Consider the following 26,078-nt stretch of genomic DNA (forward strand, 5'->3'; position numbering starts at 1 on the left):
AAGGTTGCGAATATATTCCATAAAAATTGAGAAATCTCACCAACATCAAGCATTAAAGGCCTAGATATTCCTTAATACCGGCTACAATTTCCCTCGCTAATTTGTCTTGAAGCTGCTCATTATACATCCCTGATTCATTTCCTGAATTAGTAAGATACCCCACTTCCAGAAGCACTGCAGGCATACTAGTTTCTCTTGTCACATGCAGACTTTTCGTTCTTACTCCGTTGTCCTTAAATCCAGTACCTGCAATCAGATGTTTGTGCATGATCTGAGCAAGCGGCAGACTCCCACTACGCGAATAGTACGTTTCACTGCCATTTATTTTGTCTCTATTCGGATAACCCAGCTCCAGTGAATTTCCATGCACTGAGATAAATAGATTAGCCTTTGCCGCTTCTGCGATATTTACTCGATCCTGAAGTCCCAGCGTAATATCTTCAGTTCTAGTAAATACAACGTCAACCAAAGCTTCCTGCATAAGTAGTGTTTGTACTTTACGGATAACTGCCAGATTGAAGTCTTTTTCCAGCTTACCCGTGAGACTGACTGCTCCTGATTGCGTCCCTCCATGACCCGCGTCGAGAACTACAACTGGCTTTCCTGTCATTCCACTACCACCTGAGGGGTTCCCTTCACTGCCTGTAACATTCAAATCTAGTGTCACCAGTCCAGTACTTTCATCCGTACTTAATTGATAAGGCTGGCTACCGATCGTTTGAATCACGAACCTAACAGTAGAAGGACTTACACTGAACAACGCATACCGGATCTCAGAAACTAGAGGGTAACCAGTAACATCCAGCTTGCCTTGCGGAGTTCCGTTTGTGGTAATACTCGGTAGGCCGCCTACGAAATCAGGAGCAAAAGCTGCACCGGGAAAATCTACAACGATTCGATCTGGACTGCTCATTTTTGTGATGCTAGGTTTAAGAGCTCCAGAAACAGCGATGATTAATCGATTCTCAGTGAAGACTGCCCCATTTACAAGCGGACCTGCTGCATTCACACCAGTGCTTCCTGGTACTGAGGATGATTGTGGTGTCTGAGAGGGTAAAACACTTCCAGCGCTTGTGCCATTATCCATGCCGGGTGTAGTCATTGGAGTTGGAGAAGGTGTACTTGTTGCTGTTGGACTAGTAACGGTTCCCTCAGGTGTAGCCACCGAAGCTTGTCCACCCGTCAAATAGACCGTTTTATCGCTATTATCCCAGCCAACCTTTAGACCGAACTGCTCACTTACGAAACGGATCGGAACGAGAACTGTACCACCACTTTGCTTGGGTGCTGCGTTTAAATCAAACGTTACTCCATCCGCATCAGCTGTTTTTTTTCCTACAGCCAGCTCAATGCTTTTTCCATCTTGGTGAACCGTTACTTTGCGGGCCTGCTGCTCCCATAATACCTCAAATCCAAGATTCTCCACTACCACTCTGACGGGAATCATAACGCTACCATTGACGTTCTCAAGTTTAATTCCTTTTGGTAAAGCAAGCTCTTGATTGTCCATAATAATTCTGCCTGAGCTGCTACCAGCCGCGGCAGCTTCACGTCCAGTAAAGGATAGTAATAATAATGGCAGCAACAATAGCAGCAACTTTCGATACCCAACTCTTCTCATTTTCCCGCTCCTTCTGCAAGTAATAGATCTAGATAAATACTAAGACGACAGAAATCACCAAATGTTTCCTTTATCACCAATCAATATTTCGATTATAGCAAAAAAACTTCTATTTCCGACACCCGGAAATAGAAGTTTTGCGTAATTTTTGTAAAATTTAAGAATGAAACCACTTATATCCTATTATTAAGAGAATAACTTAGCTGCATGACGCTCTTCATACGCAGCAATTTCATCTGCATGCTGAAGGGTTAATCCGATATCATCCAGACCTTGCAGCAAGAACTGTCGACGGTGCTCATCCAGCTCAAAGCTGATGCTCAGTCCATATTCATCATGGAGTGTGTTGCTCTCCAGATCTACAGTCAACTGGTAGCCATCGTGCTGTGCTGTCCGGTTGAACAGTTCATCCACTTGCTCTTCCGATAGCTTGATTGGCAAAATGCCGTTCTTAAAGCAGTTATTGTAGAAGATATCTGCATAGGAAGGTGCAATGACAACTTTAAACCCATAATCCATAATCGCCCAAGGTGCATGCTCCCGTGAAGAACCGCATCCAAAGTTAGCACGTGAAATCAAGACAGAAGCACCTTGATAGCGTGGTTTATTCATTTCAAAAGCTGCGTTATCGTTACCCGCTTCATCAAAACGCCATTCATAGAACAAAAATTGTCCAAATCCCGTCCGTTCAATCCGTTTCAAGAACTGCTTTGGGATAATTGCATCCGTATCTACATTCACCCGATCTACTGGTGCAACAATTCCTGTTAATTTTTTAAAAGCATCCATAGTTTTATCCTCCCGTGTTCTCTCTAGTTCTATGAGCTGACAGCTTCCGTCTTATAGTTCCAATCACGTACATCAGTGAAACGGCCTTTTATCGCAGCTGCAGCAGCCATAGCTGGGGATACCAGATGCGTGCGTCCACCGCGGCCTTGCCGTCCTTCAAAGTTACGGTTCGAGGTAGATGCACAGCGTTGCCCAGGTTGCAGTACATCAGGGTTCATTGCAAGGCACATGCTGCATCCCGCTTCGCGCCATTCAAAACCCGCGTCAGTAAAGACTTTATCAAGCCCTTCCTTCTCGGCCTGCATTTTAACACGACCAGATCCAGGAACAACAATGGCAGTAACCTTGTCAGAGACCTTATGGCCTTTTGCTACCACAGCTGCTGCTCTCAAATCCTCGATCCGTCCGTTAGTACAAGATCCGATAAATACATAATCGATTGGAATTTCAGAAATAGGTGTTCCAGGAGTCAAATCCATATATTCAAGTGCTTTTTCAGCAGCTTTGCGTTCATTTTCAGTGGTGAAGTCAGCCGGATTTGGCACGCTAGAGTTGATATCTGTACCCATGCCCGGGCTAGTGCCCCAAGTCACTTGTGGAATCAATGTCTCCACATCGAATTCAACTACCGTATCATACAGAGCACCTTCATCACTAACAAGACTCTTCCATCCTTCAACAGCAGCGTCATAAGCTTCCCCTTGCGGCACATATTGACGTCCACGCAGATAGTTAAAAGTAGTTTCGTCAGGAGCGATCAAGCCTGCTCTTGCTCCGCCTTCGATCGACATGTTGCAGACGGTCATACGTTCTTCCATCGACAGCTCACGAATAGCTTCACCTGTGTACTCAATTACATAACCTGTGGCAAAATCAGTACCATACTTAGCAATAACACCAAGGATCATATCCTTTGCTGTTACACCAGGATTGCGTTTACCTGTGAAACGAACTTCCATAGTCTTAGCTTTGGATTGCTGCAAACATTGGGTAGCCATTACATGTTCAACTTCACTAGTTCCGATACCAAAAGCCAGCGCACCAAATGCTCCATGTGTGGAGGTATGGCTGTCGCCGCAAACGATAGTTTTACCAGGATGCGTCAAGCCGATCTCAGGTCCCATTACGTGTACAACGCCTTGATCGATATCATTCAGGTCGAACAATCTAACACCAAAATCAGCACAGTTTTTAGAAAGTGTATCAATTTGCTGTTTGGAAATTGGATCTTTAATGTTAAAACGATCCTTGGTAGGAACGTTGTGATCCATTGTAGCGAAAGTCAGCTCAGGACGGCGAACCTTCCGATTACTAAGGCGAAGTCCTTCGAAAGCTTGTGGAGAAGTTACTTCATGAACCAAATGCAGATCGATATAAATAATGCTAGGTTTACCTTCCTCTTGATGAATAACATGATTATCCCAAATCTTCTCAAACATTGTCTTGTTGCTCATAATTTCACCTCATTAATAGAATCGTTCATTGGAAGAGAGCGTGGAGTCTCTCTTGAATGATCTAAATATAACATCACCCTCTTTATAATTCCAAGATATGATATCTATAGAACTGATAGGTTTAACCTATAAGATTGAAGACGATTTTTTAGCTGAGAACCTAGTCAGCCCACCCCTTAGACGAATGTCCTTCATACTATATCGGGTCCTGGTTGTTGAAATGCAGTGCATTTGTTATCTCAGAAGGAGTTGGAACAATTGAAGTCAGGAACGAGACTTACCGGGCGAGTTATTTTCAAAGGTGATCAAGGGTATGAAACGGCACGCAAGAATTGGGATCCGCATACTGACAAATTCCCGAAAGTATTTGTCTTCGCACAAAAAACACAAGATGTTGCGAACGCCATAAAATGGGCTAACGAGAATAAAGTCCCCATCCGTGCAAGAAGCGGCAGACATTCTTTGGAGGTTAATCTTTCACAAATCACCGGAGGAATTGTCATCGATGTGAGTGAAATGAAGGAAATCAAACTAAATAAAAAATCTGGAACTGTTGTTGTAGGTACCGGAAATACAGTGGGGAGAATTGCACACACGCTTGCTGGGCGAGGATATATGGCTCCATTCGGCGATAGCCCTACGGTTGGAATCGGAGGCATCACCCTAGGCGGGGGTATCGGGCCGCTCCAGCGAACCGTGGGCCTTGTTAGTGAAAATCTAATCGGACTCGAAATGGTTGATGCCAAAGGGAGAATTATTCATGCCAATAAGAATAGTAACTCTGATCTTCTCTGGGCTTCTCGCGGAGGTGGCGGGGGTAATTTCGGAGTTTACACCAGTTACAAATTCAAAGTACGTCCAGCTCCAGCTTCGGCTACCGTTTTTCGTATCACCTGGCCTTGGAATCAGTTCGAGAAGGTATTCAAAGCTTGGCAACTCTGGGCTCCTTCCGTGAATACCAAATTGGGCAGTGAATTATCCATTGGTCCGAAAAAAGGCGGTAATGTCACTATGACGGGGCTGTTCCTCGGGTCAAAAGCAGAGGCTTCCCGCCTCTTAAAGCCCATTACGAGCATTGGAACGCCTACGAATCAAATCATCCGCTCTTTGCCCTATTCAAAAGTAGTGAGTTTTATGTTAGCGCCCGATCCAGTGCTAACTCAAAGAGTCAGCAACCAGTTCTCCAGCGGTTTCGTAAGAAAACCCTTCCCGGACAAGGCAATTAAGTCCATGCGTGAATTCTTAGAAAAAGTGGAGGGGGAGTTCGCAGGTTTCTTTTTCCTCAACTGGGGTGGAGCTGTGAGCCGTAAATCACCCAAATCAACAGCCTTTTACTGGCGTAAAGCGAAATTCTATGTTGAGTGGAATAGCTCATGGATCAAGAAATCGGAAGCTGCCAGAAATATATTCCTAGTACGAAATACACGTCGGAAGCTGCAGCCATTTATCGCGGGGAGCTACATCAACGTTCCAGACCAGGGAATTAAAAATTCCGGACCAGTATATTATGGAGCGAACTATCCTAGATTACGGAGAGTCAAAGCTAAATATGACCCGGGAAATATATTTAACAACCCTCAAAGCATCTCTCCAGCCCGCAAAGTATAGTAAGACGTAATAGGGTAGCATCGAAATTAGACCGGCAAACATAAAGGACTCCAGCGGATACTGGTAAACCACACCTTCCTATTTGCCGGTCAGTGCGTTCGTGCACGAACTTACATTCGAACCTATATAAAACTCCAGTTTCATAGGTTATACTTATAAGTAAAAACAATCTCCCAAAGGAGTTTATACATGGAACTGAGACAACTACAATATGTACTGCAGATCGCAGCCGAAAAAAACTTCTCCCGTGCAGCGGACAAGCTGCACATTGCCCAACCATCACTCAGTCAGCAGCTTTCCAAGCTGGAAAAAGAGCTCGGTGTAATGCTGTTCCAGCGAAACACCAGCTCTGTTGAACTGACTTATGCTGGATCTAAATTTGTAGAGCAAGCCCAAATCATCATTGATGGCGTAGAACTGCTGCGACAAGAAATGTCTGATATTTCTGAACTGCGTACCGGGCGCGTCGTTGTAGGCAGTATGCCGATCACTGGTGCACATTTACTACCGCATGTGCTTCCGGTTTTTAAACAAAATTACCCGGAAGTAGAAATCACACTGCTCGAAGACTCCTCCATGAACCTAGAAAAGCTCACTGCGAGTGGTCAGACTGATTTAAGTCTGCTCTCATTGCCGCTCGAAATCCCGGCTCTTGCTTACGAAGAACTGGGTGAGGAAAGGATCGATCTTGCAGTTCCACCCGAACACCCGCTAGCTAAACGTAGCTTAGATGGAACTAAGACCTCTTTGGAAGAACTAAAGGACGAGCCATTTATCGTACTTAAAGAAGGTCAAGGCTTCCGTAAAATGACTATGGATCTTTGCCGAAACGCTGGCTTCGAGCCAAAAATTGTTTTTGAGAGCAATAACATGGAAACAGTTCAGTCTCTGGTCGCCACTGGAATGGGTGTAACTCTTGTGCCTCATTTTATTGCCCGTGCACCGCGGAGTGAATTCGTCCCTGTCTACTTACCGCTCACTGATCCTGCCCCTAGCCGAACACTTGTCGTAGCCTATCGACGTGGACGTTATTTATCTAAAGCCGCTAAGGCTTTTGTTGAAACCTTTAAATCTACGGTATCTGAATTAACCGAAGAATAGACCCGTGGAAGGCTGTTCTGATCATCTGACACCCGAGCCGCACTTTCATTAACTGGCCTATTATTGTTCGGATTCCCAGTATGATATCCCAAAAATTCCCGAGTCACACTATTCTGGATCTCTGCTTTTTCGTTTAGGTCTTGATTCTGCATCTGCTCAGGATTGTTGTCTTTCGTCAATTAAATCCACCTCTTGGCAACAGATTATAAGTATTCCGACCCCTTGCTTAGAGGTTAAACAGAATAATCAAAGCTTTCTAATGGGTGAAATAGTTCCTTTGTTTTTCCTTTGCAAAGCAACCATCTCCATGGTATTCTATTGAAAATAAGTGAAACGTGCAGACGGGACCAGTAAGAATGAGTCAAACCGCGCCTAGAGAGTGAATTCCGACAGGCTGAAAGAATTTACCGCGGTTTTCGTTCCGAATCCTACCCCCGAGCGGCCTGTGCTAAGCAGGACGGATCCTCCCGTTACGAGAATGAAGTCGGATGATCCCTCATCAATGAAGGTGGTACCGCGGAAGTTTACAAGCTTTCGTCCTTTGCTAAGTCTAAGGATGGGGGCTTTTTGTCGTTTTCAGCATCTATAAAAATACTGAGGAAGTGAACAGATATGACGGCACGAATCGTAGTCAAAATAGGCAGCAGCTCACTGACTGGAACGGAAGGCGGATTGAATCGCGAAGCCGTGTCCTTCTTTGCTTCAGAGATTGCCGAATTGAAGAGAAACGGCTGCGAGGTGTTATTAGTAACCTCCGGTGCTGTAGCCGCAGGCTTTCGCAGTATCGGTTATCCTACACGTCCGAAGCTGCTGCATGAGAAGCAAGCAGCAGCAGCTGTAGGCCAAGTACTGCTCATGCAGGCGTATCAGGAAGCTTTTGCCGAGCATGGAATAACCACAGCACAAATCCTGCTAACCCGTACCGACTTTTGTAGTCGCAGAGCGATGAACAACGCTATGATGACGGTAGAAGAGCTGCTTCGTCAAGGAGCGGTGCCCGTATTTAACGAGAATGATACCGTCTCCGTAGATGAGTTGAAATTCGGCGATAACGATACGTTGTCCGCGCTTGTGGCTAACCTGCTAAAAGCGTCTAGATTGCTCGTCTTAACTGACATGGATGGCTTGTATAGTGGAGATCCTCGGAAACATCCCGATGCTGTTCGCTATCAGTTCGTAGATGATATTACGCCGGAGATTTACGCGATTGCTGGTGGTGCTGGATCTAGCGTGGGAACAGGTGGCATGCGTTCAAAAATCGATGCTGCCAAGATCGCTACGCGAGGCGGTGTACCTGTCTTTGTTGGGAGAGCTACCGAACCGGGAGATTTGCAGCTCGCGGCCGCTGGAACTGGTAGAGGTACTTATTTTGCAACCAAGTTATCGTCACTCCCAGTCAAAAAGCAATGGCTTGGCTTCATGTCCACCCCACTGGGCTCTCTGTATATAGACGAAGGAGCTGTTGAAGCGCTGCTCCATGGCGGCCATAGTCTGCTGCCTGTCGGCGTCAAGCAGACCGAAGGTAACTTTCATGCAGGTGATGTTGTAGAGGTTCTAGGTCCAGACTCCAAATTACTTGGACGCGGGATTGTGAATTACGATGATGCTCAGCTGCGCAGTATTCAAGGTTTGCCAAGCGGTCAGATTGTACCGAAGCTGGGCGAAGTTCACCGGCTGGAGGTCATTCACCGTGACGAATGGATTACCCTGAGGTAAGAAATCTTGTCCATATAAATTTAAGGAGGAATCGTCATGAGTGAAGTTGTCAATAAAGCAAAATTAGCCAAAGAAACCACCGGAATATTAGCTAGTCTAACAACTGGCCAAAAAAATGAAGCACTCCTAATTATGGCTGATGCACTACGCCGTGAAGCTCCCGCCATTATCGAAGCCAACGTGGAGGATCTGGAACGAGGAAGACTTAACGGGACCCCTGAGTCCATGCTTGACCGTCTCGCGTTAGATGTAAGCCGAATTAACGGCATTGCTGAAGGTCTGCAACAAATCGCAGTATTACCTGATCCTATCGGTGATACACTAGAAAGCATAGAACGCCCTAACGGCCTTAGCATCCAGAAGCTTCGCGTTCCGCTTGGTGTGATCGGCATTATCTATGAAGCACGTCCAAATGTGACTGTAGATGCTGCTGGTCTATGTCTCAAGACAGGCAACGCCGTAGTGCTGCGCGGTGGCTCCTCTGCCCTATCCTCCAACCGTAAGATTGTCGAGGTTCTGCACAGCGCTCTTGCTGAGACCTCAATGCCACCTAATGCCCTTCAGCTGATTGAAGACCCTAATCGTTCTTCGGTAGATGAAATGCTAAAGCTGAACGGACTTTTGGATGTGATCATTCCACGCGGAGGCAGCTCACTTATTCAAAATGTAGTGCTTAACGCAACAGTACCCGTCATTGAAACGGGAGCAGGCATCTGCCATACCTATCTCGATGCAAGTGCCTTGCCAGAAATGGCAAAGAACATAAGCTTGAATGCCAAAGCACAGCGACCTTCAGTATGTAATTCTATGGAGACACTGCTCGTTCATCGGGATTACGCAAACGAGTATCTGCTTTCTTTGGCCGAAGCTTTCCGTGATGTTAATGTTGAATTGCGTGGCTGTCAGGAAACATTATCCTTTGTCCCATGGGCATTACCTGCAACCTTAGAAGACTATGCCACAGAATATAACGATTATATCTTGAATATCAAAATTGTCAGCAATTTGGACGAAGCCATGTTGCATGTTGCTAAGTATGGAACAAAACATTCGGAATGCATCGTAACAGAAGATCAAGGAAATGCTGCACGCTTCTTACAAGAAATTGATGCTGCGGCTGTTTATCACAATGCCTCAACCCGTTTCACAGATGGCTTTGAATTTGGATTCGGTGCAGAGATCGGCATTAGTACACAGAAACTACATGCCCGTGGACCGATGGGTCTGCCTGCCCTTACTTCAACTAAGTATAAGATTTACGGAACAGGTCAAATTCGGGGTTAGTGTCCACGCTTCTGTTTTCAATCTCACAACTTTTAGGAGGATTTTAGCCATGTGTCAGCAACCTTCCATTCCACTTATGAATCATAATATTGTATTTTATGGCGCAGGCTCCATGGCAGAAGCCATCGTTCGCGGGATGATTAGCCGCAGTATCGTGAAATCCGATCATGTTATTATGCTTAATCGCAGCAGTAGTGAACGCCTGGCAGAATTAAGAAGCCGATACGGTGTAATGGGTACAAATGATCCTGAGCAAAAAATAGATTATCTAAAGAATTCACCAGTAATCGTGTTAGCTATGAAACCAAAAGACGCTGCAGAAGCGCTACGAGGAATAGGTCCTCTTCTTTCTCCTGATCAGATCATAGTCTCTGTAATCGCTGGATTGTCTATTCGAACGATGCAAGGACTGCTTGGCAAAGAGCAACCTATCGTCCGTACAATGCCGAATACTTCCAGTTCCATTGGTCTCGGGGCCACTGGCATAGCCTTCTCCAAAGAAGTCGATGAGAAAGGCCGACGCCTTGCACTCAACATCTTTGAAGCTGTTGGACTTACAACCGTCATTGATGAAGAACGCATGGAAACCTTGACAGGTATCTCCGGCAGTGGACCTGCCTATATTTATTACATGATGGAAGCAATGATCGCCGCAGGTATCCGTGGTGGATTGCCGCTTGAACAAAGCACACAGCTAACTGTCCAAACAGTGCTAGGTGCTGCCAGAATGGTACAACAAACGGGTGAGGAGCCAGCTGCACTTCGTAAGAAGGTCACATCCCCGAATGGCTCTACACAAGCAGCAATAGAAGTGCTGGAGCACGGAGAATTCTTTGAAACTGTCATTGCGGCAGTCAACCGATGTGCCGAACGTTCCCGCGAAATGGGCGCGGCGCTTGAAAAAGAGCTGCATTCGTAACCTAAAATTCCTTATCTTTCAAAAAAGATCGCATCCCAGACCAACTTGGTCAGGAAGCGATCTTTTTTTGAAGTTAAGGCTATGATTTGCCCGATACGACATTTCCATAAGTATCTCGAACAATCACTTTAACATTAGCCGGAGCCCCAACAGTCACGTCAAGGTTGTTCCCAGAATTATCAAATAGCAGATCTCTAGGCGTTTCCCCTAAAATGATGTATAGCGTATTCCCAACATGCTTAGTTTGAAGCAGCTGTTGCTCTTGTGCTTCTTGCAGCTTCCCTTTATTTGAAGAATAACTTCCAAATACATTCAGCACGTTTCCACCCGTTTGATCCACTTTAATTCCATATGGCTCAGCAGCTTGAATAATGATGGTACTAACGCCTTCTGGAACGGCTCCTTTCCAATCTGGCAAGACGTAACTTTCTTCCACAGCTGAAATGGTACGGCGAAATTCCTGTGTTAATCCTAAAGAACTAAATCCCGCAAAAACCAAACAACATACAGCTATAAACCCTACGAACAGAACGCTTAGCACATCATAATACATTTTTCCTTTTCCACGAAACCATAAAGTGTATATTACAATTTCTAAGCCTAATAATATAAAAATGATCGGCCACCAAGCTAACGTCGTCTCGAAAACTTCTGCGCCCCTCCACTGCGAGACCATTATTAGTGCTCCCAGAAATAAAAGGCTCAGTCCCATCGACAACGTTCCTACGCGCCAGCGTCTTGATTTATCTTCAGTGACTGGATACTCACTTGTAACAATGACTCCCTGCTGTAATTCTGTCGGGCTATTCAAGAATGACCACCTGTCCCTTTTCTCCCTTTATTGTTCTTGCTTCCCGCCATCAGCTTCAAACCACCGCCAATTAATAGCACAGATACGATAAATGTCCTGAAATATTCATTGACAATATACTCCAAATGCCATTCAGGAAATTTGATATCAAGCGCAGGAACTGCGACATTCACTACAATGTAATACAGTCCTAGACACAACAATGCAGCTCCAAGCCACCCTTGATGATTTAAGAATCCTTCGATAACTGGCTTATCCTGCAAGGGCTCCCGACCATGTCGGCTGACAAGCTGTAAGCCATCGAACAAACTGTAGAACCAAATGACTGGGATCAGGAAGAAGAGCAATGTTAATCGCAGTAGATCCATGACATAAATACTTCCCAGGAATAGCAGCATGAGCTGTAAACCTCTTTTTTGCAGCCCTAGATACATTTGTCCAGCACCTGGAAAAGCAGAAAGCAGCGTTGCCAAAACTTTGCTGCGGCGCCCCTCCTCACGACCTGCCTCCATCTCTTCGAATAAAGTCCGATCTACCATCTCTTCTCCAGCTTGCTTGCGATGGATTAACTGAACCGCATCAAACATGCAATACAACCAGATAACGGGTAATACGCCAAACAAGAGAAGAAAAGCGTCACTAGACGTAATTCCAGCCAGGAATAACATCACGGTCATAAAACCGAAGAAAGAAATGAGGAAGGATAACCCTCGCTGCATCAGCCCCATATGAAAATGACCTAATCCTGGAATGAACGATAATAAGATTACATGGACACGCTCATTATCCGCAGTTTTAACGGGCACCGAAATAAAATCAACCCTCGATCCATCTGGAGCCATCGCCGGAGCAGGCATTTGCAGCATTTTTACCACCAGATGCACCATAGAAACTGTCCCAATAAGTAGGAACCCCATCACACCCATTATTAAAATATCCTCAGCGCCTTCAGCCACAGCTATCAAGAATGACATAAATAAGATGCCAAAGCTTAACAGAAGATAAACAATGCCTTGTGGACGTTTTCCGATATAATAATGACCTGCTCCAGGAATCAAATTAAGAAAAAAGGCCTTTAATTTACTACGCTGCTGTTGCATGTTTCATTTCTCCTCTCATCACTTTCTGTTGCCCATTAGCTGATCCAACCATCCGCTAGTTGCCTGTATGACTTGCTCGCTAAATGACGGTAAATTATCTTTTTTAGGGATCATAAGCTCCATTTGACCTGTGTGCAGCTTATCAAACATGCCAGAGGACATGATCAACAGCGTAAGTGACGCGGCAACAGCATAATGAAAGATTGTTTTTTCATACCAGCGATATCGCCGTCCACCTTCTTCAACCGCCACTTGTTCCACTAATGCTGAAGATTCCGCCATTGGTTTAACCCATGCTCCCATAATTCTCTCTGTAAAAGCAGACGAATTCTCCAATGAAGGCAGTTCCTCTTGTAGCTCATCCAACATTTCCATATATGAAGTAAGACTTTCTTCATCTTCCAGCAGTAACTGTTCCCAATCTTCTCTCATCGCCTCTTCCATATGACCTTCAATATAAGCTTTTGCTTGTTCCCGTTGGATTGGATCGTCTCCATGCTTCATCATAGCCATTCGTCCTCCTTCCAATGATTTCGAATCCATTGTCTTGCCCTATATAATCTGGACTCTACCGTCTTCAGGCTAATTCCCTGCTCTGCAGCAATCTGATCATATTTTTTATGTTCCAGATAATAAGCCACCATAATTTCACGATGAGTTTCAGGCAGGCTATTGATTTCACCAAGCAGCCGATCCATCCGATCACGGCGTATAACACCTGACAACACATCCTCCTCGTTGGAAGCGGTCTGGCTCAGTACAAGCTCATAGTCAACGGGTAGTTCTCTGAGTCGATCACGTTTACGCTTAGCATCTATTGCCTTATTTAAGGCGATCCGTGTAATCCATGACTTCAAGCCTTGATAACGGTAGTCAGGGAGAGATTTGTACATCTGTAAAAAAGCTTCCTGAGCAGCATCTTCAGCCATCCTGACATCGCGTAATACAGAATAAGTAACTTTGTATATTTGCTGACTGTATGTATTCACAAATTGGCGGAAGGCCTCTTCGTCTCCTTGGCAAATTCGCTTGATCAATAACTCATCTTCAATGACTCTCCCCTCCTTCCCACAGCAATAGACGCTCTCAATTATAACTACCCCTGCACTTTTTTTATAAAAAATTAAAAAGAACCGTACTGACTTTAGCGATGGGCTAAAGCAATACAGTTCTCTCCAAAATGATCTATCTTCCGCCATTGCGGAACTTTTGTGTATAGTCCTTAACATCCTGAGCGTTCTTGACCCGGTTACGGGCCCATTCCAGCAATATTCGATCAATATAACGGAAATGAACCTTTCCAGCAAATACAGATTCCTTCAGTGCTAACAGAATCAGCTCCTCGGGATACCGGTCTTGATCCACCCAACTAGATATCGTCTCACACTCCATCGGAGATAACGGACGACCGAATTCCTTTTCGAAAATACTGAACAGATTCCGGCTTTCCTCTTCAGCTCCAAGTTGAGAAGGAGATGAGGGAGGCGTTCCGAATCCGCCCCCTGAAGCAGCCCGCGGTGCCGACGTTGCATAGCCACCTGCGTGCTTATCTTGCTCATGTTCTTGAACAACTGTCGCTAGATAAGCACCAAGCTTTCCGTATAACCCTGAGAAATTGTAGCGTTCATAATGGATGTCTCTTAGCTCATCGTTGTCTCCATCGATGCTAATAAAACCTTCCTTCATAAGCTTCTGCAATTCTCCTGCTAGAACAGAAATGCTACGGCCTGTTACAACCTGAAGCTCCTCAAGAGAAGGGAAATCAATCCCTTCCACCTGCCTGAAAGAAAGCAGATGTATCAGCAGCATCGCTTCACTTCCGCTTAAATTGAGCTTCCGGTAATACTTCAGTAATGCGTAAGGTATGACGGCCATTCCGTTCTCCAGACCGAAGGAGACGCCTTCGCCCCAGGTACTCCATCCTTTGCCGTCCATGAACGTCCCCCTTTAAATATAAATTATGGGTAGAGACGGTACAGTGTACGCGGGAATGGAATAGTCTCACGTACATGGTCAAGACCACAGATCCATGCTACAGTACGCTCAAGTCCAAGTCCAAAACCAGAGTGAGGTACTGATCCGTAAGTACGCAGATCCATGTACCATTTGTAAGAGTCCATTGACAAGTTATGCTCTTTATAACGCTCTTCAAGCAGTGCAGGATCATCGATCCGCTGAGAACCACCAATAATCTCACCGTAGCCTTCTGGAGCGATCATATCCGCACACAGCACGACTTCCGGACGATTTGGATCTGGCTTCATGTAGAACGCTTTGAAAGAAGCAGGGTAATGAGTGATAAATACAGGTTTATCGTATGCTTCTGCGATTGCTGTTTCGTGTGGTGCACCGAAATCATCGCCCCAAGCGATATCTTCAAAGCCTTTATCGTTCAAGAACTTAATTGCATCGTCATAAGTAATACGTGGGAATGGGGCTTTAATATTCTCCAGTTTGGAAATATCGCGACCTACCGTTTCCAACTCTGCACGGCAATTCTTCAATACGGATTGCACTACGAAGCTAATGAACTCTTCCTGAACTTTCAAGCTTTCTTCGTGATCTGTAAAAGCCATTTCTGGCTCGATCATCCAGAACTCGATTAAGTGGCGGCGAGTCTTTGATTTCTCCGCACGGAAAGTGGGTCCAAAGGAATAGACACGGCCCAGGGCCATTGCCGCAGCTTCCATATACAACTGTCCGCTTTGTGTTAGATAGGCATCCTCATCGAAGTACTTCGTGTGGAACAAGTTAGTAGTTCCTTCAGCTGACGTTGGCGTCAGAATCGGAGGATCCACCTTTGTAAATCCACTCTCGTTGAAGAACTGTTGAATTGCACGAATAATTTCCGCGCGAATTACCAGAACAGCCCGTTGCTTCGAGGCACGTAGCCAGAGGTGACGGTGATCCATCAAGAAATCTACGCCATGCTCTTTCGGAGTAATTGGATAATTCTCTGTAAGATGCAGGACTTCAATTCCAGTTACAGTCATTTCAAAACCTGATTGACTGCGAGGTTCCTCGCGAATAATTCCGGTCACATACAAAGAACTTTCTTGTGTGAGGCTCTTAGCTGCATCCCATACCTCTTCAGGTACTTCAGATTTCACTACAACTCCCTGAATATAACCTGTACCATCACGAAGCTGCAGGAACTGAATTTTACCACTGGAGCGCTTGTTGTTTACCCAACAACCGATAACAACACTCTCTCCAACATGTTCATTCACGTTCTTAATTACACTCTTGTTAGCCATGCCTTCAATCTCTCCTCTAATTTAGCCGTTAATTCCTTGCACAATACGGTGTGTATCACGTGCAATGACAAGTTCTTCGTTTGTCGGAACTACTAGCACTTGTACCTTAGAATCTACCGTAGAGATACGACGTGGATCGCCGGAACGAACTTTGTTAGCTTCAGCATCCAACTCAATACCCAAGAAAGTAAGGTTATTTAGCAGTTTCTCACGAAGCAATGAAGCATTTTCACCAACACCGGCAGTAAATATGATCGCATCTACACCGTTCATCGCAGCCGTATATGAACCGATATACTTGCGCAAGCGGTACTCATACATTTCAAAAGCTAGCGTGGAATTAGGCTCACCTTTTTCCATACCATCAATAATATCACGCATGTCACTGCTTACGCCCGAAATGGCTAAGAGACCACTATGTTTATTCAACATGGAGTTCACTTCACCTACGGACAATTCTTCCTTGTTCATCACGTAAGGGACAATTGCTGGGTCAAGATCACCACTACGAGTACCCATCATCAAACCTTCCAGAGGGGTCATACCCATGGAAGTATCCACGGACACTCCACCTTGAACTGCAGTTACACTACCGCCGTTACCAATATGACAAGTAATGATCTTCAGATCTTCCAGCGGACGCTCCAAGTACTCCGCAGCAGCCTTGCTTACGAAGTCGTGTGATGTACCGTGTGCGCCATAACGACGAACTTTATATTTATTGTACAGTACTCTAGGAATAGCGTACATATAAGCTTTTTCAGGCATAGTTTGGTGGAATGCAGTATCGAATACAACAACCTGCGGTACACCCGGCATATTTACTTCAGAAGCCGTAATCCCCATCATTGCTGCCGGGTTATGCAGTGGTGCAAGGTCAAACAATTGACGAATTTTCGTTTTTGCGTCAGCATCCACAAGAGCGGAGGCCTTGAAGAACTCACCACCATGTACTACACGGTGACCTACAGCATCAATTTCTTTAATGGATTCAATAACACCATGCTCTTTGTCTGTAAGACAGGCAATGACTTTACGGATTGCAGTATTATGTTCCAGAATTTCGCTTACTTCTGTCACTTCCGCTTTGCCAGTCGGTTTATGATTCAGAATGGAGGAATCCATTCCAATACGTTCAACCAGACCTTTAGCCAAAACCGATTCATCAGTCATGTTATACAGCTGATATTTCAATGAAGAACTACCTGAGTTAATAACTAGAATATTCATACACGGTCACCATCCTTGTCGTACTTGAAGAAGCCTTCTCCTGATTTCATACCCAGTTGTCCTGCACGTACCATCTTTTTAAGAATAGTAGAAGGACGGTATTTCAGTTCTCCGTATTCACGGAACATATTTTCGAGTGCAGCAAGTACCGAATCCAGGCCGAATCTGTCAGCCATTTCAAGCGGTCCATATTGGAATTGATAACCAATACGCATAGCATCGTCAATATCCTGTGCAGAGGCAACGCCTTCTTGCAGCACATGCATAGCTTCATTGATGAACAAGCAAATGAGGCGTGATGTTACAAATCCTGGGGATTCATAAATCATTACACCTTTTTTCTCAACAATCTCATCAACAAAGGCTTTTGTATCTTCAAAAGTAGCATCTGAGGTTTTCAGACCGCGTACAATTTCAACAAGATCTACTTTAGCTACAGGATATATGAAATGCATACCGATAACGCGTTCCGGATACATTGTAGAACTTGCAAGTTCAGTCAAGCTAAGTGTTGACGTATTGCTGGCAAGAATAATGTGGTTTGGACATACTTGATCCAGTTGATTCAAAATCTTTTTCTTTTCTTCCAAATCCTCAACGATTGTTTCGATAACCATGTCACAAGAGCTAAGCTCCGCGAAATGTGTCACTTTTTGAATGCGGCTAAGAATCAACTTCTTCTCAGCTTGAGTGATCGCCCATTTCTCCAGTTGCTTATCTAGACTTGTCTCGATCATTTCGTAAGAGTAGTCCAGTTTCTCTGCGGTTTTCTCCACCAGCAATACATCCAGGCCTTTGGCTGCTAACATTTCAGCAATACCTTGTCCCATTGTGCCACCGCCGATGACACCTATTTTTTTGAAATTCATAAAAAAGTCTCCATCCTTTCAGGTATCTATACTTTTGTATTGTACCTTGTCTGTCGCAAAAATTTATAAAGCCCGACATATAATGATATCTTAGCATGCCTGAAAAGTAAAAAAAAATAACCAGCATAAATATTTATGCTGGTAAAAGGACGCTGTCACGAAATTGACATCGAAATTGCTCTCCAGAGAGTACTTCTTCCTTCATTAAAATGTCAAGAGAGTAATCAAATACATTTCGTTGCTTTTCAAGGTGCTCATGAGTACGAACCATCAATTCATCCAATATCTTACTATTTTCCTTCATAAGCTCTTCAGTGGTAACCATTTCCAGCTTGGCGATACCCAGCGAAGTTAAACCTGACTTCATCATCGTTTCCACAATATTCAGCGCCTGATCAAAGTCACCCCGCGAACCTGTGCTTCGTCCGCCATAATACATCTCTTCAGCCGCCGCTCCACCAAGTGCAATCATAATCTGATCTTCCAAATAATCTTTGGTGTACAAATACTGCTCTTGCTGAGGATTATGCCGAACATAACCAAGGGCTTGCCCACGTGGAGTCAATGTAACCTGACTGACGCTTCCGGGACGTAGGAGCTCTGCCATAATGGCATGTCCCAATTCATGAATGGCGACCCGCTTTTTCTCTTCGTGATTGGTTTCTCGATCCGTTTTTTCACCCATCATTACCTTGTCAATTGCCATCGACAGATGCCGCTGCTCAACTTTCGTCAAGTCCTCACGCATCATATAAATCGCAGCCTCATTCATGACACTTTCAAGCTGAGCACCGGAAAAGCCATAGGCTTCTTCTGCGATTTTATCGAGACTCACTTCTTCATGAAGAGGTTTATTCTTAGCATGCAATTCCAGAATCGATTTGCGGCCCTTCTTGTCAGGCATGTCCACTTGAATATGACGATCAAACCGTCCAGGACGTAGCAATGCCGAATCCAGCATCTCTTTGCGGTTCGTTGCAGCTACCAACAGAATACGCGGTGTCTCATTATTATAAATACCATCCATTTCAGTCAGCAGCTGATTTAAGGTCTGATCATATTCACGCTGCTGCCCACCTTCACGCTTACCGCCAATTACATCAATTTCGTCTATGAAAATAATAGCGCTTTGCTTGTTCTCTTTAGCGGCACGGGTACGTGCATCCTTAAACAAATCACGAATACGGCCAGCACCGACACCCACATACATTTCCACAAATTCACTGCCTGATGCAGCTACGAATACTGAGTTTGTATAATGGGCTGCCGCTCTAGCCATAAGGGTCTTACCTGTTCCTGGAGGGCCTGTAAGCAGAATCCCTTTCAAAGGACGAATCCCAAATTTACTGATTTCCTCATGCCGGATCAAGAAATCGAGTGCTTCACGGAGCTCCTGCTTTGCATTGTCTTGCCCACCAATTTCTTCAAAAGTGAGTTTTGAAGGTCCTTCCTTCTTGCGTTTCTTTCCAGCACCGGCGTTCACCGTAAGCCCGCCACGTAAATGAGCAATGATAAGTAGTGCAGTAAGCATCCCAGCTGCTATAACTATAGGGAATATATTAATACCTAAAAAAGCCATGAAAATAAACAGTACAGGAATAAATCCGATTAAAATTTCTTTAAGGTATTTAGGCATTATTCCATACCCCCAAGGTCGCAGGTTTGCGTGGTAAAATTATAAATTTGCTTTCTTTCCCGTTACTCAAGCTTACATACACGTTTGTGTCGTCGATTTCAGTTGTTGCTATCACATCTTTATAGTCGGTATTCTGCTCTTTCAATCTATCAAGTTCAGCAGGTATAAGAGTATATTTACGGCTCTCCATCGCTTCAGCTACAGAGAACAACGCTTTATCCCAGTAATTATCCAATAATTCACTGGAGTTTTGCTCCACATCCAGTTTAAGTTTACGACCCTCAATCACTGATTTTCCTTCTTTGGAAACATACGATACCAGATCACGTAAATTCGTGCCCGGCTGTAATTCAAGTTTCAAAGTGACCTCATCACGGTTAATACTAATATGTGAAGTATTCACTCCTTCATAGCCTGATACTATCTTTTGGAGTGGTTCCTGTAAAGCAAACTGACGATATAAAAAGAATCCTCCGAATAATAGCGTAGCGGACAGTAGAGACGTTATCAGTACAGGTACAAGACGTAATTTCAAGAAACGTCCTCCTCTCAAAGATGACAAAACGATAAACAGGATGATCCAAAATCACAGCCGTTAATGCTCATCAGAGCCTAACGTTCTACTATTACTCTTCTAATTACAAACAGTAGTATATCACAGGTGTATATACGAAAATGATAAAAAGTGTGAATATATTTAAAATTTTATTTTTTAAATATTTCCATTTCATTAAAAATATTGATTTATTTCGACAAAAACAGGCCTTTATCTCTAATTAACAGGCCTATTTTCGTATGCGGCTTTGACGACAATATATAAAAACTACTCTTATAGTATATCACATAACGTATACTTTTAGTGTATCAATCTAATATGTTATATAAAAACAAGCGAACCATAAATAGTCCGCTTGTTTCTCCTAAAGTAATTTTGTTTAACTTAGCGGCTAGGTAAACTGTATCCTTCACCCATTCGAGCCCCATCTGAGAACCGATAAAATTGATAATAATACCGACCGCTTTGTTTATAAAAAAGCTGCCAAGCATACTCTCCGTTATACACCCCCGGTAACAACCGTTCAATGCTAATATCCGGGAGATCGGCTTTTATAAGACTACGCATTTTTTCTTCAGAGGTCCCTTTACTTAGTTCCTCGGCGAATACTGCGTCAGCGCCTTCGGCAAACTTCCCATCTACAGTAAAGCGTACCCAAACCATCAACTCGGTCCCGGATTCATTCTTCCCTGTTAAGACCCAGTAGACTGCATTTTCATCCCACACGGATTTCTGTGCTTTAGTTACCTCTGTTAGACCCGCGCTGGTTTTGGCGACATCCTTAGCGATATCTCGCTCGTTCCATTGATCTTTCATAATATAAGCATAGAACTGGATGAGTCCGAACAGAAGGAGCAGAATCAGAACTGACCCCAGGAGGATCCATTTTTTCCTTTTCTTCAAGGTACAGCTCCCTTTCTAGTAATATATCTTTTTTGATTATATAACACACCCGTGTGTTTATCCAAAGTTTCATATCTCGTTCAATGATCTAATGATCAGAAACACAAAAGGCTGTAACTTTGCAATTGCAGAAAGTCACAGCCTTTCAGTTATTTGTTATGATTTAGACTATCGTTTTAGCAGTCCATCAAAGGCTTCTTGCGCCTTACGACGGATGGCTTCCTCATCTAGCGTTACACATTGTCCATGTTTAACAACCTGTTTACCATTCACCCATACATGCTCAACATCCTTGGCACTGGCAGAATAAACAGCGTGAGACAACAGATCTGTGTGTGGGAGCAAATGCGGCTGGTCTATATCAATAGCAATAAAGTCAGCTTTCATACCTACAGCGAGTCTACCCACATCATTTAAAAAGATAGACTTCGCGCCATACTCCGTAGCCATACGTAGAGCTTCCGGAGCCGGAACAGCCGTAGGATCACCACTTACACCTTTATGGATGAGTGCTGCAAGACGCATTTCTTCAAACATATCCAAATTATTATTACTTGCCGCTCCATCTGTACCCAGTGACACCTTCACTCCGGCCTTTAGAAGATCCGTAACTCGAGCAACTCCACTAGCCAGCTTAAGATTGCTTCCAGGGTTATGGGATACACCTACATCATGACGAGCCAGTATCTCGATCTCTTCATCATTCAAATGAACACCATGAGCGATTATAGACGGACGTGTGAACATTCCAAGCTTCTCTAAATGCGCTACTGGCCGCAGTCCGTAATCCACCACATTCTGCTCCACTTCGCGTTTCGTTTCGGACATATGGGTATGCATCGGTAAATTCAAATCATGAGCCGCCTGCACAAACTTAACAAAGAAGTCTGGTGGGCATGTATATGGGGCATGTGGCGAGATCATTGTCGTAATTCTACCTTCAGCCTTACCATGCCAGTTACGCGCAAAAGAAACCGCTTCCGCAAGCTTCTGATTTTGTACTTCTTCTGGACATAGACCGATTACGCCTCTCATTAGTACGGAACGAATACCTGATAATTCGACGACCTCCGCTACTCGGTCCATATGATCATACATATCCAGGAAGGTTGTAGTGCCACCTTTCAGCATTTCAAGTACAGACAAGGAGGTTCCCCAGTATACATCTTCTCCGGTGAACTTCTCTTCCATCGGCCACATCTTCTCCTGAAGCCACACCTGAAGCGCTAAGTCATCTCCATAACCACGAAGCAATGACATTGCGGCATGGCCATGCGTGTTTACCAGACCTGGCATAAACAACAGACGACTGCCATCAACAACTTGCACATCGTCTTCTATTAAAGGCTCTTCTTTTCCTATGTAAGTGATCAAATCATCTTCAATAGTCATATATCCACTAAGAACCGGCTCATCCGTTCCCGGAGTAAGAAAACGCCCGCCCTTGATAATCGTTTTATTGCTCTTCATTTCTGCTTTCTTCCTTTCCATCCTTCAAATAATAAGCAAGGCTTTGCAAATCTGTTGTAAAATCAGCAGCATGAACCCGGATATTCGATGGTGTTTTTAGAATCACTGGTGCAAAATTTAAAATCGCCTCAATGCCAGACTCAATGAGAATATCCGCTACATTCTGCGCTTCTGAATCAGGTACTGTAATTATCCCAATTCGAATACCTTGCTCACGAACCGTCTGACCAAGCTCCTCCATCGGTTGAACGGTAAGTGAGTTGATTTTCCGCCCTACCTTAGGCGCATAGGAATCAAATATAGCGGTAATCTTCATAGTATCTTTCAAATAAGCATTATAATTAGATAATGCATGTCCAAGGTTACCGGCACCCACTAAAGCCACATTCAGTTGTTGATCCAGCTTCAGAATATGACGGATTTTCTCAATAAGATAAGTTACGTCATACCCGATACCTTTTCTGCCGAAATCTCCAAAATAAGCTAAATCTTTGCGAATTTGAGCGGGATTCAAATCAAGTTTCTGTCCTAGCTCTTGAGAGGAAACGGTTAATATTTCACGTTTCTGTAGATCATTTAGGAAACGTAAGTACACAGGAAGTCTGCGAACAACGGCTTCTGATATTTTTTCCGATTTCATAATTTACCTCCTAATGTAAGTAATATTCTTTACTAACCTTATACTAATTCGTGTACCTCGTCTCAATGAAGAGCGGTATTCTTATACCGCCCTTCATTGTAGAGTGATTAATATGATCGATGACGTTCTTTTTAAGAAACGCCTCCGTCTTCCAACCACTCCGCTATACGAGGAACCATTTGATCCGTAAGCATATGCTCCATTTTTGGGCCAGGCAACGAATAGAGGAAATATTTCCCATAGTGAGATTCGATCACCCTAGTGTCATACACAATAACAATACCCCGATCTTGCGCTGTCCGCACCAGCCTTCCAAATCCTTGCTTAAAGCGAATAACCGCCTGAGGAACAGACAACTTCATGAACGGATTCTTTTTCTGGGCTTGTAATAACTCAGACTTCGCTTCCGCTAGGGGATGGTTTGGCGGTTGAAACGGGAGCCTCACGATGGCCAAGCATGTTAATGCTTCACCCGGAATATCAACACCCTCCCAAAAACTGCTTGTTCCTAACAGTACAGAGGCTGCACTGTCCTGAAAACGGCGGATCAGCTTGCTACGGCTGCCCCCCTCCACGCCTTGACCCAGCACCGTGATCTCTTGTGAGGCTAGAGCCTCTTTCAAAGGATCGTAAACCTGGCGTAGCATCTTGTAAGAAGTAAACAGGACAAGCATCCGCCCGCGTGTTGTAGTCGCTGCTTCTGCTAGTGATTGTACGAGTGTATCAACAAATCGGGCATCGCCCACACTGCCCTTCACACTAGGGAAATCCCGTGGAATAACTAACAGCGCCTGCTCCCGATACTTAAAAGGAGAAGGCAGGAGTGATGTCATCAGACGCCCCTCTTCCGCAGCTTCATTAAGTCCGAGATTATCAATCATAAACTGGAACGATTTATCAACAGAGAGTGTCGCCGAAGTTAGCACGATACTTTTCTTTTTGTCGAAAAACAGCTCCTTAAGCTGAGTACTGACATCAACAGGAACGGCATACAGCTGTAGCGATTTACTGCGATAATTTCCATTCGCCTCCAGCCAATATACTACATTCTCATCGTTTAATCCCATAAAAAACCGTACTTGCTCACGTATTGAAGCTAAATCCTTAAATAAGCCGCTAATATCGGTAACTAGACTATCTGAGGAAGATTGACCTTCTTGATCTCGCATTTCATTAAGCATTTTATCACCTTTACGGATAATTTCGCTTAATGTCAGATTCATAGTATTCTCTAAAGCAACCAATTCATCCCAATCTTTCGGTTTACGGGTAGGAAGTAGCCGCATGACTAACTGGCCAGCTTCTCCCGCTGCTGCATCGCTGCGTTCCGGCAAGAGGCTGAATAGTTTATCACTAAGCAGATCCCAGGTTTCTTTTATGGTAAGCAGGTCCGGATAGATTCTATCGATCACTCCGCTCCATTCAGAAGCTTCCTCACTGCCTGATGACTGAAGCATTTGGCGAAGCGTAGGAAGTTGGCCATTTCGACTATCCTTATAAAGACGCGATAGTGTATGTGCCACCGTGAAATGCTTCATATGCATGCCTAAATGCTTGCCAGCCACGTCCTCCAGATGATGGGCCTCATCAATTACAAGATGTTCATAAGCCGGAAGTAGCTGGTGCCCAGCCTTAACATCTGCGAAAAGCTTAGAGTGGTTCGTAATGACTACGTCTGCAATACCAGCTTCATGCTTTGCCCGATGGTAATAACACTTACGGAACCAAGGACAGGAGCGCCCCAGACAAGAATCGGTATCGCTAGCCACCGTCTCCCAGAAATCTCCTCCACGACCGCTTAAGTTGAGCTCTTCGTCATCTCCTGATTCGCTTTGCGTCAGCCAAACGATCATCTGAGCCGCAGTAAGCGCATCTTCCCTCGGACTGACAAAGTCTTTTTTATTAATTTTATGTTCGAACTTACGAAGACACAAATAATGCCCTCTGCCCTTAAAAATTGCAGCTTTAAATGGAAATGGAACTACCTGTGTTAATAAAGGAATATCCCGCTCACGCAATTGATCCTGCAGATTAATAGTATGAGTACTGACCATAACTTTTTCATTCGTGCGAACGCTTTGGTATATGGCAGGCAACAAATAACCAAGTGATTTGCCGGTTCCTGTCCCTGCTTCGATCAATAGATGTTTGTCTTCGGCAAGTGCCGTCATCACCTCATTGATCATAATATCCTGAGCTTCTCGGCTTTCATACTGCGGCAAAGTTTCTTTAAGTCGTTTCGTTACTTCATCCATATAATCTGTAAAAGATAAATTCTGTAGCGGATTCTCAGCATGCTCGTCTCGAGGTGGAGCTAATTCGTTCCAGTCTCCTACAGCAAGCGCTAATTGACGATAAAAAGTCAGATCACCTTCGGGCTGAAGCGTCTCCGCTTCCCGTTCACGCAGCAGACCATCGAAATACCAACCAAGATCACTATCCTCTTCCGTAAACAGCTCACAGAGTCTCTGGATCGTCAGCAAAGGCAAATCGTAGAGCTCCTCCAGACATTCCAGCAATACAAGAGCAGTTGCGAGTGCATCACTGTCTGCCTGATGCGGACGATCATGCGTCACACCAAAATGTGCACTAACTGATCCTAGTTGATAGGATGTGAGGGAAGGAAAGCAGATTTTCAGAAAATCAATCGTATCTAAAATCCGTCCTTGAAATGGTAAATACCCACATCGGTCTAAAGCATTTTGCAAAAAATGGAAGTCGAATGCGACATTATGCCCTACAAGCACAACATCATCCAAGAGTGGAACAAGCTCCATCATCATCTCATCCAGCTCAGGTGCATCCTTTACATCATCGTCGGTAATCCCCGTTAGACCAGTTATAAAAGGAGGTATCGGCGTTCCGGGCTTGACGTAGGAACCATATACCCGGGAGATGGACCGGTCTTCTTCTATAATTGCAAGGCCAACCTGGATGATTTCACCCACGGATTGGGTTCCCGTTGTTTCAAAATCAAGCACGGCAAATTTCATTATAATTCTATTCCCTTTCAATTGAGACTCTTAATCAGCATAACAGAAGTTGCGAAAAAAGGCGATGCACACCACTGGTTCAGGGGATGCATCGCTTGAATGAAAATGCGGAATAATAAAC

General features: G+C 44.4%; 22 protein-coding genes. 5 read left to right on the forward strand and 17 right to left on the reverse strand.

The window, feature by feature from the left end; all coding sequences use genetic code 11:
- Positions 1 to 52 precede the first annotated feature (52 nt).
- The 3 genes from ACN6KS_RS20150 to leuC form a co-directional block, all read right to left on the reverse strand.
- The gene (locus ACN6KS_RS20150; RefSeq protein ID WP_280786569.1) at positions 53 to 1,621 is read right to left on the reverse strand and encodes an N-acetylmuramoyl-L-alanine amidase family protein; all 1,569 of its coding nucleotides are present in this window, start codon (positions 1,619 to 1,621) and stop codon (positions 53 to 55) included.
- Positions 1,622 to 1,807: 186 nt separating this feature from the next.
- Positions 1,808 to 2,410 (reverse strand): 3-isopropylmalate dehydratase small subunit, encoded by a 603-nt coding sequence (gene leuD, locus ACN6KS_RS20155; RefSeq protein ID WP_094872585.1) that lies wholly within the window; start codon positions 2,408 to 2,410, stop codon positions 1,808 to 1,810.
- A 29-nt stretch (positions 2,411 to 2,439) separates the two neighbouring features.
- Positions 2,440 to 3,864: a 3-isopropylmalate dehydratase large subunit gene (gene leuC, locus ACN6KS_RS20160; protein WP_440960367.1), complete on the reverse strand. Its 1,425-nt coding sequence runs from the start codon at positions 3,862 to 3,864 to the stop codon at positions 2,440 to 2,442.
- Positions 3,865 to 4,122: 258 nt separating this feature from the next.
- On the opposite strand from leuC, the gene ACN6KS_RS20165 reads away from it, so the two are divergent.
- The 5 genes from ACN6KS_RS20165 (at position 4,123) to proC (ending at position 10,492) form a co-directional block, all read left to right on the forward strand.
- Positions 4,123 to 5,472: an FAD-binding oxidoreductase gene (locus ACN6KS_RS20165; RefSeq protein ID WP_440960368.1), complete on the forward strand. Its 1,350-nt coding sequence runs from the start codon at positions 4,123 to 4,125 to the stop codon at positions 5,470 to 5,472.
- Positions 5,473 to 5,661: 189 nt separating this feature from the next.
- Positions 5,662 to 6,573 (forward strand): LysR family transcriptional regulator, encoded by a 912-nt coding sequence (locus tag ACN6KS_RS20170; RefSeq protein WP_076284590.1) that lies wholly within the window; start codon positions 5,662 to 5,664, stop codon positions 6,571 to 6,573.
- Positions 6,574 to 7,185: 612 nt separating this feature from the next.
- Entirely contained in the window at positions 7,186 to 8,289 is a 1,104-nt protein-coding gene (proB, locus tag ACN6KS_RS20175) for a glutamate 5-kinase (RefSeq protein WP_094872581.1), read from the forward strand.
- Positions 8,290 to 8,325: 36 nt separating this feature from the next.
- Positions 8,326 to 9,573: a glutamate-5-semialdehyde dehydrogenase gene (locus ACN6KS_RS20180; RefSeq protein WP_280786571.1), complete on the forward strand. Its 1,248-nt coding sequence runs from the start codon at positions 8,326 to 8,328 to the stop codon at positions 9,571 to 9,573.
- Positions 9,574 to 9,622: 49 nt separating this feature from the next.
- Positions 9,623 to 10,492: a pyrroline-5-carboxylate reductase gene (gene proC, locus ACN6KS_RS20185; protein WP_094872578.1), complete on the forward strand. Its 870-nt coding sequence runs from the start codon at positions 9,623 to 9,625 to the stop codon at positions 10,490 to 10,492.
- A gap of 79 nt (positions 10,493 to 10,571) precedes the next feature.
- Here the strand turns inward: proC and ACN6KS_RS20190 are convergent, their stop codons facing one another.
- The 14 genes from ACN6KS_RS20190 to dinG all read right to left on the reverse strand — a co-directional run bounded on the left by ACN6KS_RS20190 (position 10,572) and on the right by dinG (position 25,957).
- Positions 10,572 to 11,303 carry a hypothetical protein gene (locus tag ACN6KS_RS20190; protein WP_440960369.1) on the reverse strand — a complete coding sequence of 244 codons (732 nt, stop codon included), beginning with the start codon at positions 11,301 to 11,303 and terminating at the stop codon, positions 10,572 to 10,574.
- Positions 11,300 to 12,403, reverse strand: coding sequence for a hypothetical protein (locus ACN6KS_RS20195; RefSeq protein ID WP_440960370.1), 1,104 nt, complete (start codon positions 12,401 to 12,403; stop codon positions 11,300 to 11,302). The genes ACN6KS_RS20190 and ACN6KS_RS20195 overlap by 4 nt, the downstream gene beginning before the upstream one ends.
- A gap of 18 nt (positions 12,404 to 12,421) precedes the next feature.
- On the reverse strand, positions 12,422 to 12,910 hold the full coding sequence (locus ACN6KS_RS20200; RefSeq protein WP_440960371.1) for a hypothetical protein: 489 nt from the start codon (positions 12,908 to 12,910) through the stop codon (positions 12,422 to 12,424).
- The gene (locus ACN6KS_RS20205) at positions 12,907 to 13,440 is read right to left on the reverse strand and encodes an RNA polymerase sigma factor (protein ID WP_094872572.1); all 534 of its coding nucleotides are present in this window, start codon (positions 13,438 to 13,440) and stop codon (positions 12,907 to 12,909) included. Before ACN6KS_RS20205 ends, ACN6KS_RS20200 begins: the two co-directional genes overlap by 4 nt.
- 148 nt (positions 13,441 to 13,588) lie before the next feature.
- Positions 13,589 to 14,338, reverse strand: a complete 750-nt coding sequence (locus tag ACN6KS_RS20210; RefSeq protein ID WP_094872571.1) for a DnaD domain-containing protein — start codon at positions 14,336 to 14,338, stop codon at positions 13,589 to 13,591.
- A 23-nt stretch (positions 14,339 to 14,361) separates the two neighbouring features.
- Entirely contained in the window at positions 14,362 to 15,660 is a 1,299-nt protein-coding gene (gene asnS / locus ACN6KS_RS20215) for an asparagine--tRNA ligase (protein ID WP_341135317.1), read from the reverse strand.
- A 21-nt stretch (positions 15,661 to 15,681) separates the two neighbouring features.
- Positions 15,682 to 16,890, reverse strand: coding sequence for an acetate/propionate family kinase (locus ACN6KS_RS20220; protein WP_094872567.1), 1,209 nt, complete (start codon positions 16,888 to 16,890; stop codon positions 15,682 to 15,684).
- Positions 16,887 to 17,759 carry a 3-hydroxyacyl-CoA dehydrogenase family protein gene (locus ACN6KS_RS20225; protein WP_094872565.1) on the reverse strand — a complete coding sequence of 291 codons (873 nt, stop codon included), beginning with the start codon at positions 17,757 to 17,759 and terminating at the stop codon, positions 16,887 to 16,889. The genes ACN6KS_RS20220 and ACN6KS_RS20225 overlap by 4 nt, the downstream gene beginning before the upstream one ends.
- 133 nt (positions 17,760 to 17,892) lie before the next feature.
- Entirely contained in the window at positions 17,893 to 19,395 is a 1,503-nt protein-coding gene (locus ACN6KS_RS20230; RefSeq protein WP_094872564.1) for an AAA family ATPase, read from the reverse strand.
- Complete coding sequence (locus ACN6KS_RS20235; RefSeq protein ID WP_094872562.1) at positions 19,388 to 19,930, reverse strand: hypothetical protein; 543 nt, start codon at positions 19,928 to 19,930, stop codon at positions 19,388 to 19,390. The genes ACN6KS_RS20230 and ACN6KS_RS20235 overlap by 8 nt, the downstream gene beginning before the upstream one ends.
- Positions 19,931 to 20,335: 405 nt before the next feature.
- Positions 20,336 to 20,854: a cell wall elongation regulator TseB-like domain-containing protein gene (locus tag ACN6KS_RS20240; RefSeq protein WP_094872560.1), complete on the reverse strand. Its 519-nt coding sequence runs from the start codon at positions 20,852 to 20,854 to the stop codon at positions 20,336 to 20,338.
- A 168-nt stretch (positions 20,855 to 21,022) separates the two neighbouring features.
- Positions 21,023 to 22,324, reverse strand: a complete 1,302-nt coding sequence (locus tag ACN6KS_RS20245; protein WP_094872559.1) for an amidohydrolase — start codon at positions 22,322 to 22,324, stop codon at positions 21,023 to 21,025.
- Positions 22,311 to 22,964, reverse strand: a complete 654-nt coding sequence (locus ACN6KS_RS20250) for a redox-sensing transcriptional repressor Rex (RefSeq protein ID WP_094872557.1) — start codon at positions 22,962 to 22,964, stop codon at positions 22,311 to 22,313. Before ACN6KS_RS20250 ends, ACN6KS_RS20245 begins: the two co-directional genes overlap by 14 nt.
- 131 nt (positions 22,965 to 23,095) lie before the next feature.
- A complete protein-coding gene (gene dinG / locus ACN6KS_RS20255; RefSeq protein ID WP_440960372.1) occupies positions 23,096 to 25,957 on the reverse strand; it encodes an ATP-dependent DNA helicase DinG in 2,862 nt (953 codons plus the stop codon).
- Between the last annotated feature and the right edge of the window lie 121 nt (positions 25,958 to 26,078).

It is taken from the genome of Paenibacillus nitricinens (genome assembly GCF_052056485.1).
Lineage (GTDB): Bacteria > Bacillota > Bacilli > Paenibacillales > Paenibacillaceae > Paenibacillus_AQ > Paenibacillus_AQ nitricinens.

Bases quoted from the DNA above. Each gene is read 5' to 3' on its own strand.
- ACN6KS_RS20170 (WP_076284590.1), top strand. From the start codon at position 5,662: ATGGAACTGAGACAACTACAATATGTACTGCAGATCGCAGCCGAAAAA.
- leuC (WP_440960367.1), bottom strand. From the start codon at position 3,864: ATGAGCAACAAGACAATGTTTGAGAAGATTTGGGATAATCATGTTATT.
- leuD (WP_094872585.1), bottom strand. From the start codon at position 2,410: ATGGATGCTTTTAAAAAATTAACAGGAATTGTTGCACCAGTAGATCGG.
- ACN6KS_RS20195 (WP_440960370.1), bottom strand. From the start codon at position 12,403: ATGCAACAGCAGCGTAGTAAATTAAAGGCCTTTTTTCTTAATTTGATT.
- ACN6KS_RS20150 (WP_280786569.1), bottom strand. From the start codon at position 1,621: ATGAGAAGAGTTGGGTATCGAAAGTTGCTGCTATTGTTGCTGCCATTA.
- ACN6KS_RS20220 (WP_094872567.1), bottom strand. From the start codon at position 16,890: ATGAATATTCTAGTTATTAACTCAGGTAGTTCTTCATTGAAATATCAG.
- proC (WP_094872578.1), top strand. From the start codon at position 9,623: ATGTGTCAGCAACCTTCCATTCCACTTATGAATCATAATATTGTATTT.
- ACN6KS_RS20250 (WP_094872557.1), bottom strand. From the start codon at position 22,964: ATGAAATCGGAAAAAATATCAGAAGCCGTTGTTCGCAGACTTCCTGTG.
- ACN6KS_RS20225 (WP_094872565.1), bottom strand. From the start codon at position 17,759: ATGAATTTCAAAAAAATAGGTGTCATCGGCGGTGGCACAATGGGACAA.
- dinG (WP_440960372.1), bottom strand. From the start codon at position 25,957: ATGAAATTTGCCGTGCTTGATTTTGAAACAACGGGAACCCAATCCGTG.
- ACN6KS_RS20210 (WP_094872571.1), bottom strand. From the start codon at position 14,338: ATGGACGGCAAAGGATGGAGTACCTGGGGCGAAGGCGTCTCCTTCGGT.
- asnS (WP_341135317.1), bottom strand. From the start codon at position 15,660: ATGGCTAACAAGAGTGTAATTAAGAACGTGAATGAACATGTTGGAGAG.
- ACN6KS_RS20230 (WP_094872564.1), bottom strand. From the start codon at position 19,395: ATGCCTAAATACCTTAAAGAAATTTTAATCGGATTTATTCCTGTACTG.
- ACN6KS_RS20180 (WP_280786571.1), top strand. From the start codon at position 8,326: ATGAGTGAAGTTGTCAATAAAGCAAAATTAGCCAAAGAAACCACCGGA.
- proB (WP_094872581.1), top strand. From the start codon at position 7,186: ATGACGGCACGAATCGTAGTCAAAATAGGCAGCAGCTCACTGACTGGA.
- ACN6KS_RS20245 (WP_094872559.1), bottom strand. From the start codon at position 22,324: ATGAAGAGCAATAAAACGATTATCAAGGGCGGGCGTTTTCTTACTCCG.
- ACN6KS_RS20200 (WP_440960371.1), bottom strand. From the start codon at position 12,910: ATGATGAAGCATGGAGACGATCCAATCCAACGGGAACAAGCAAAAGCT.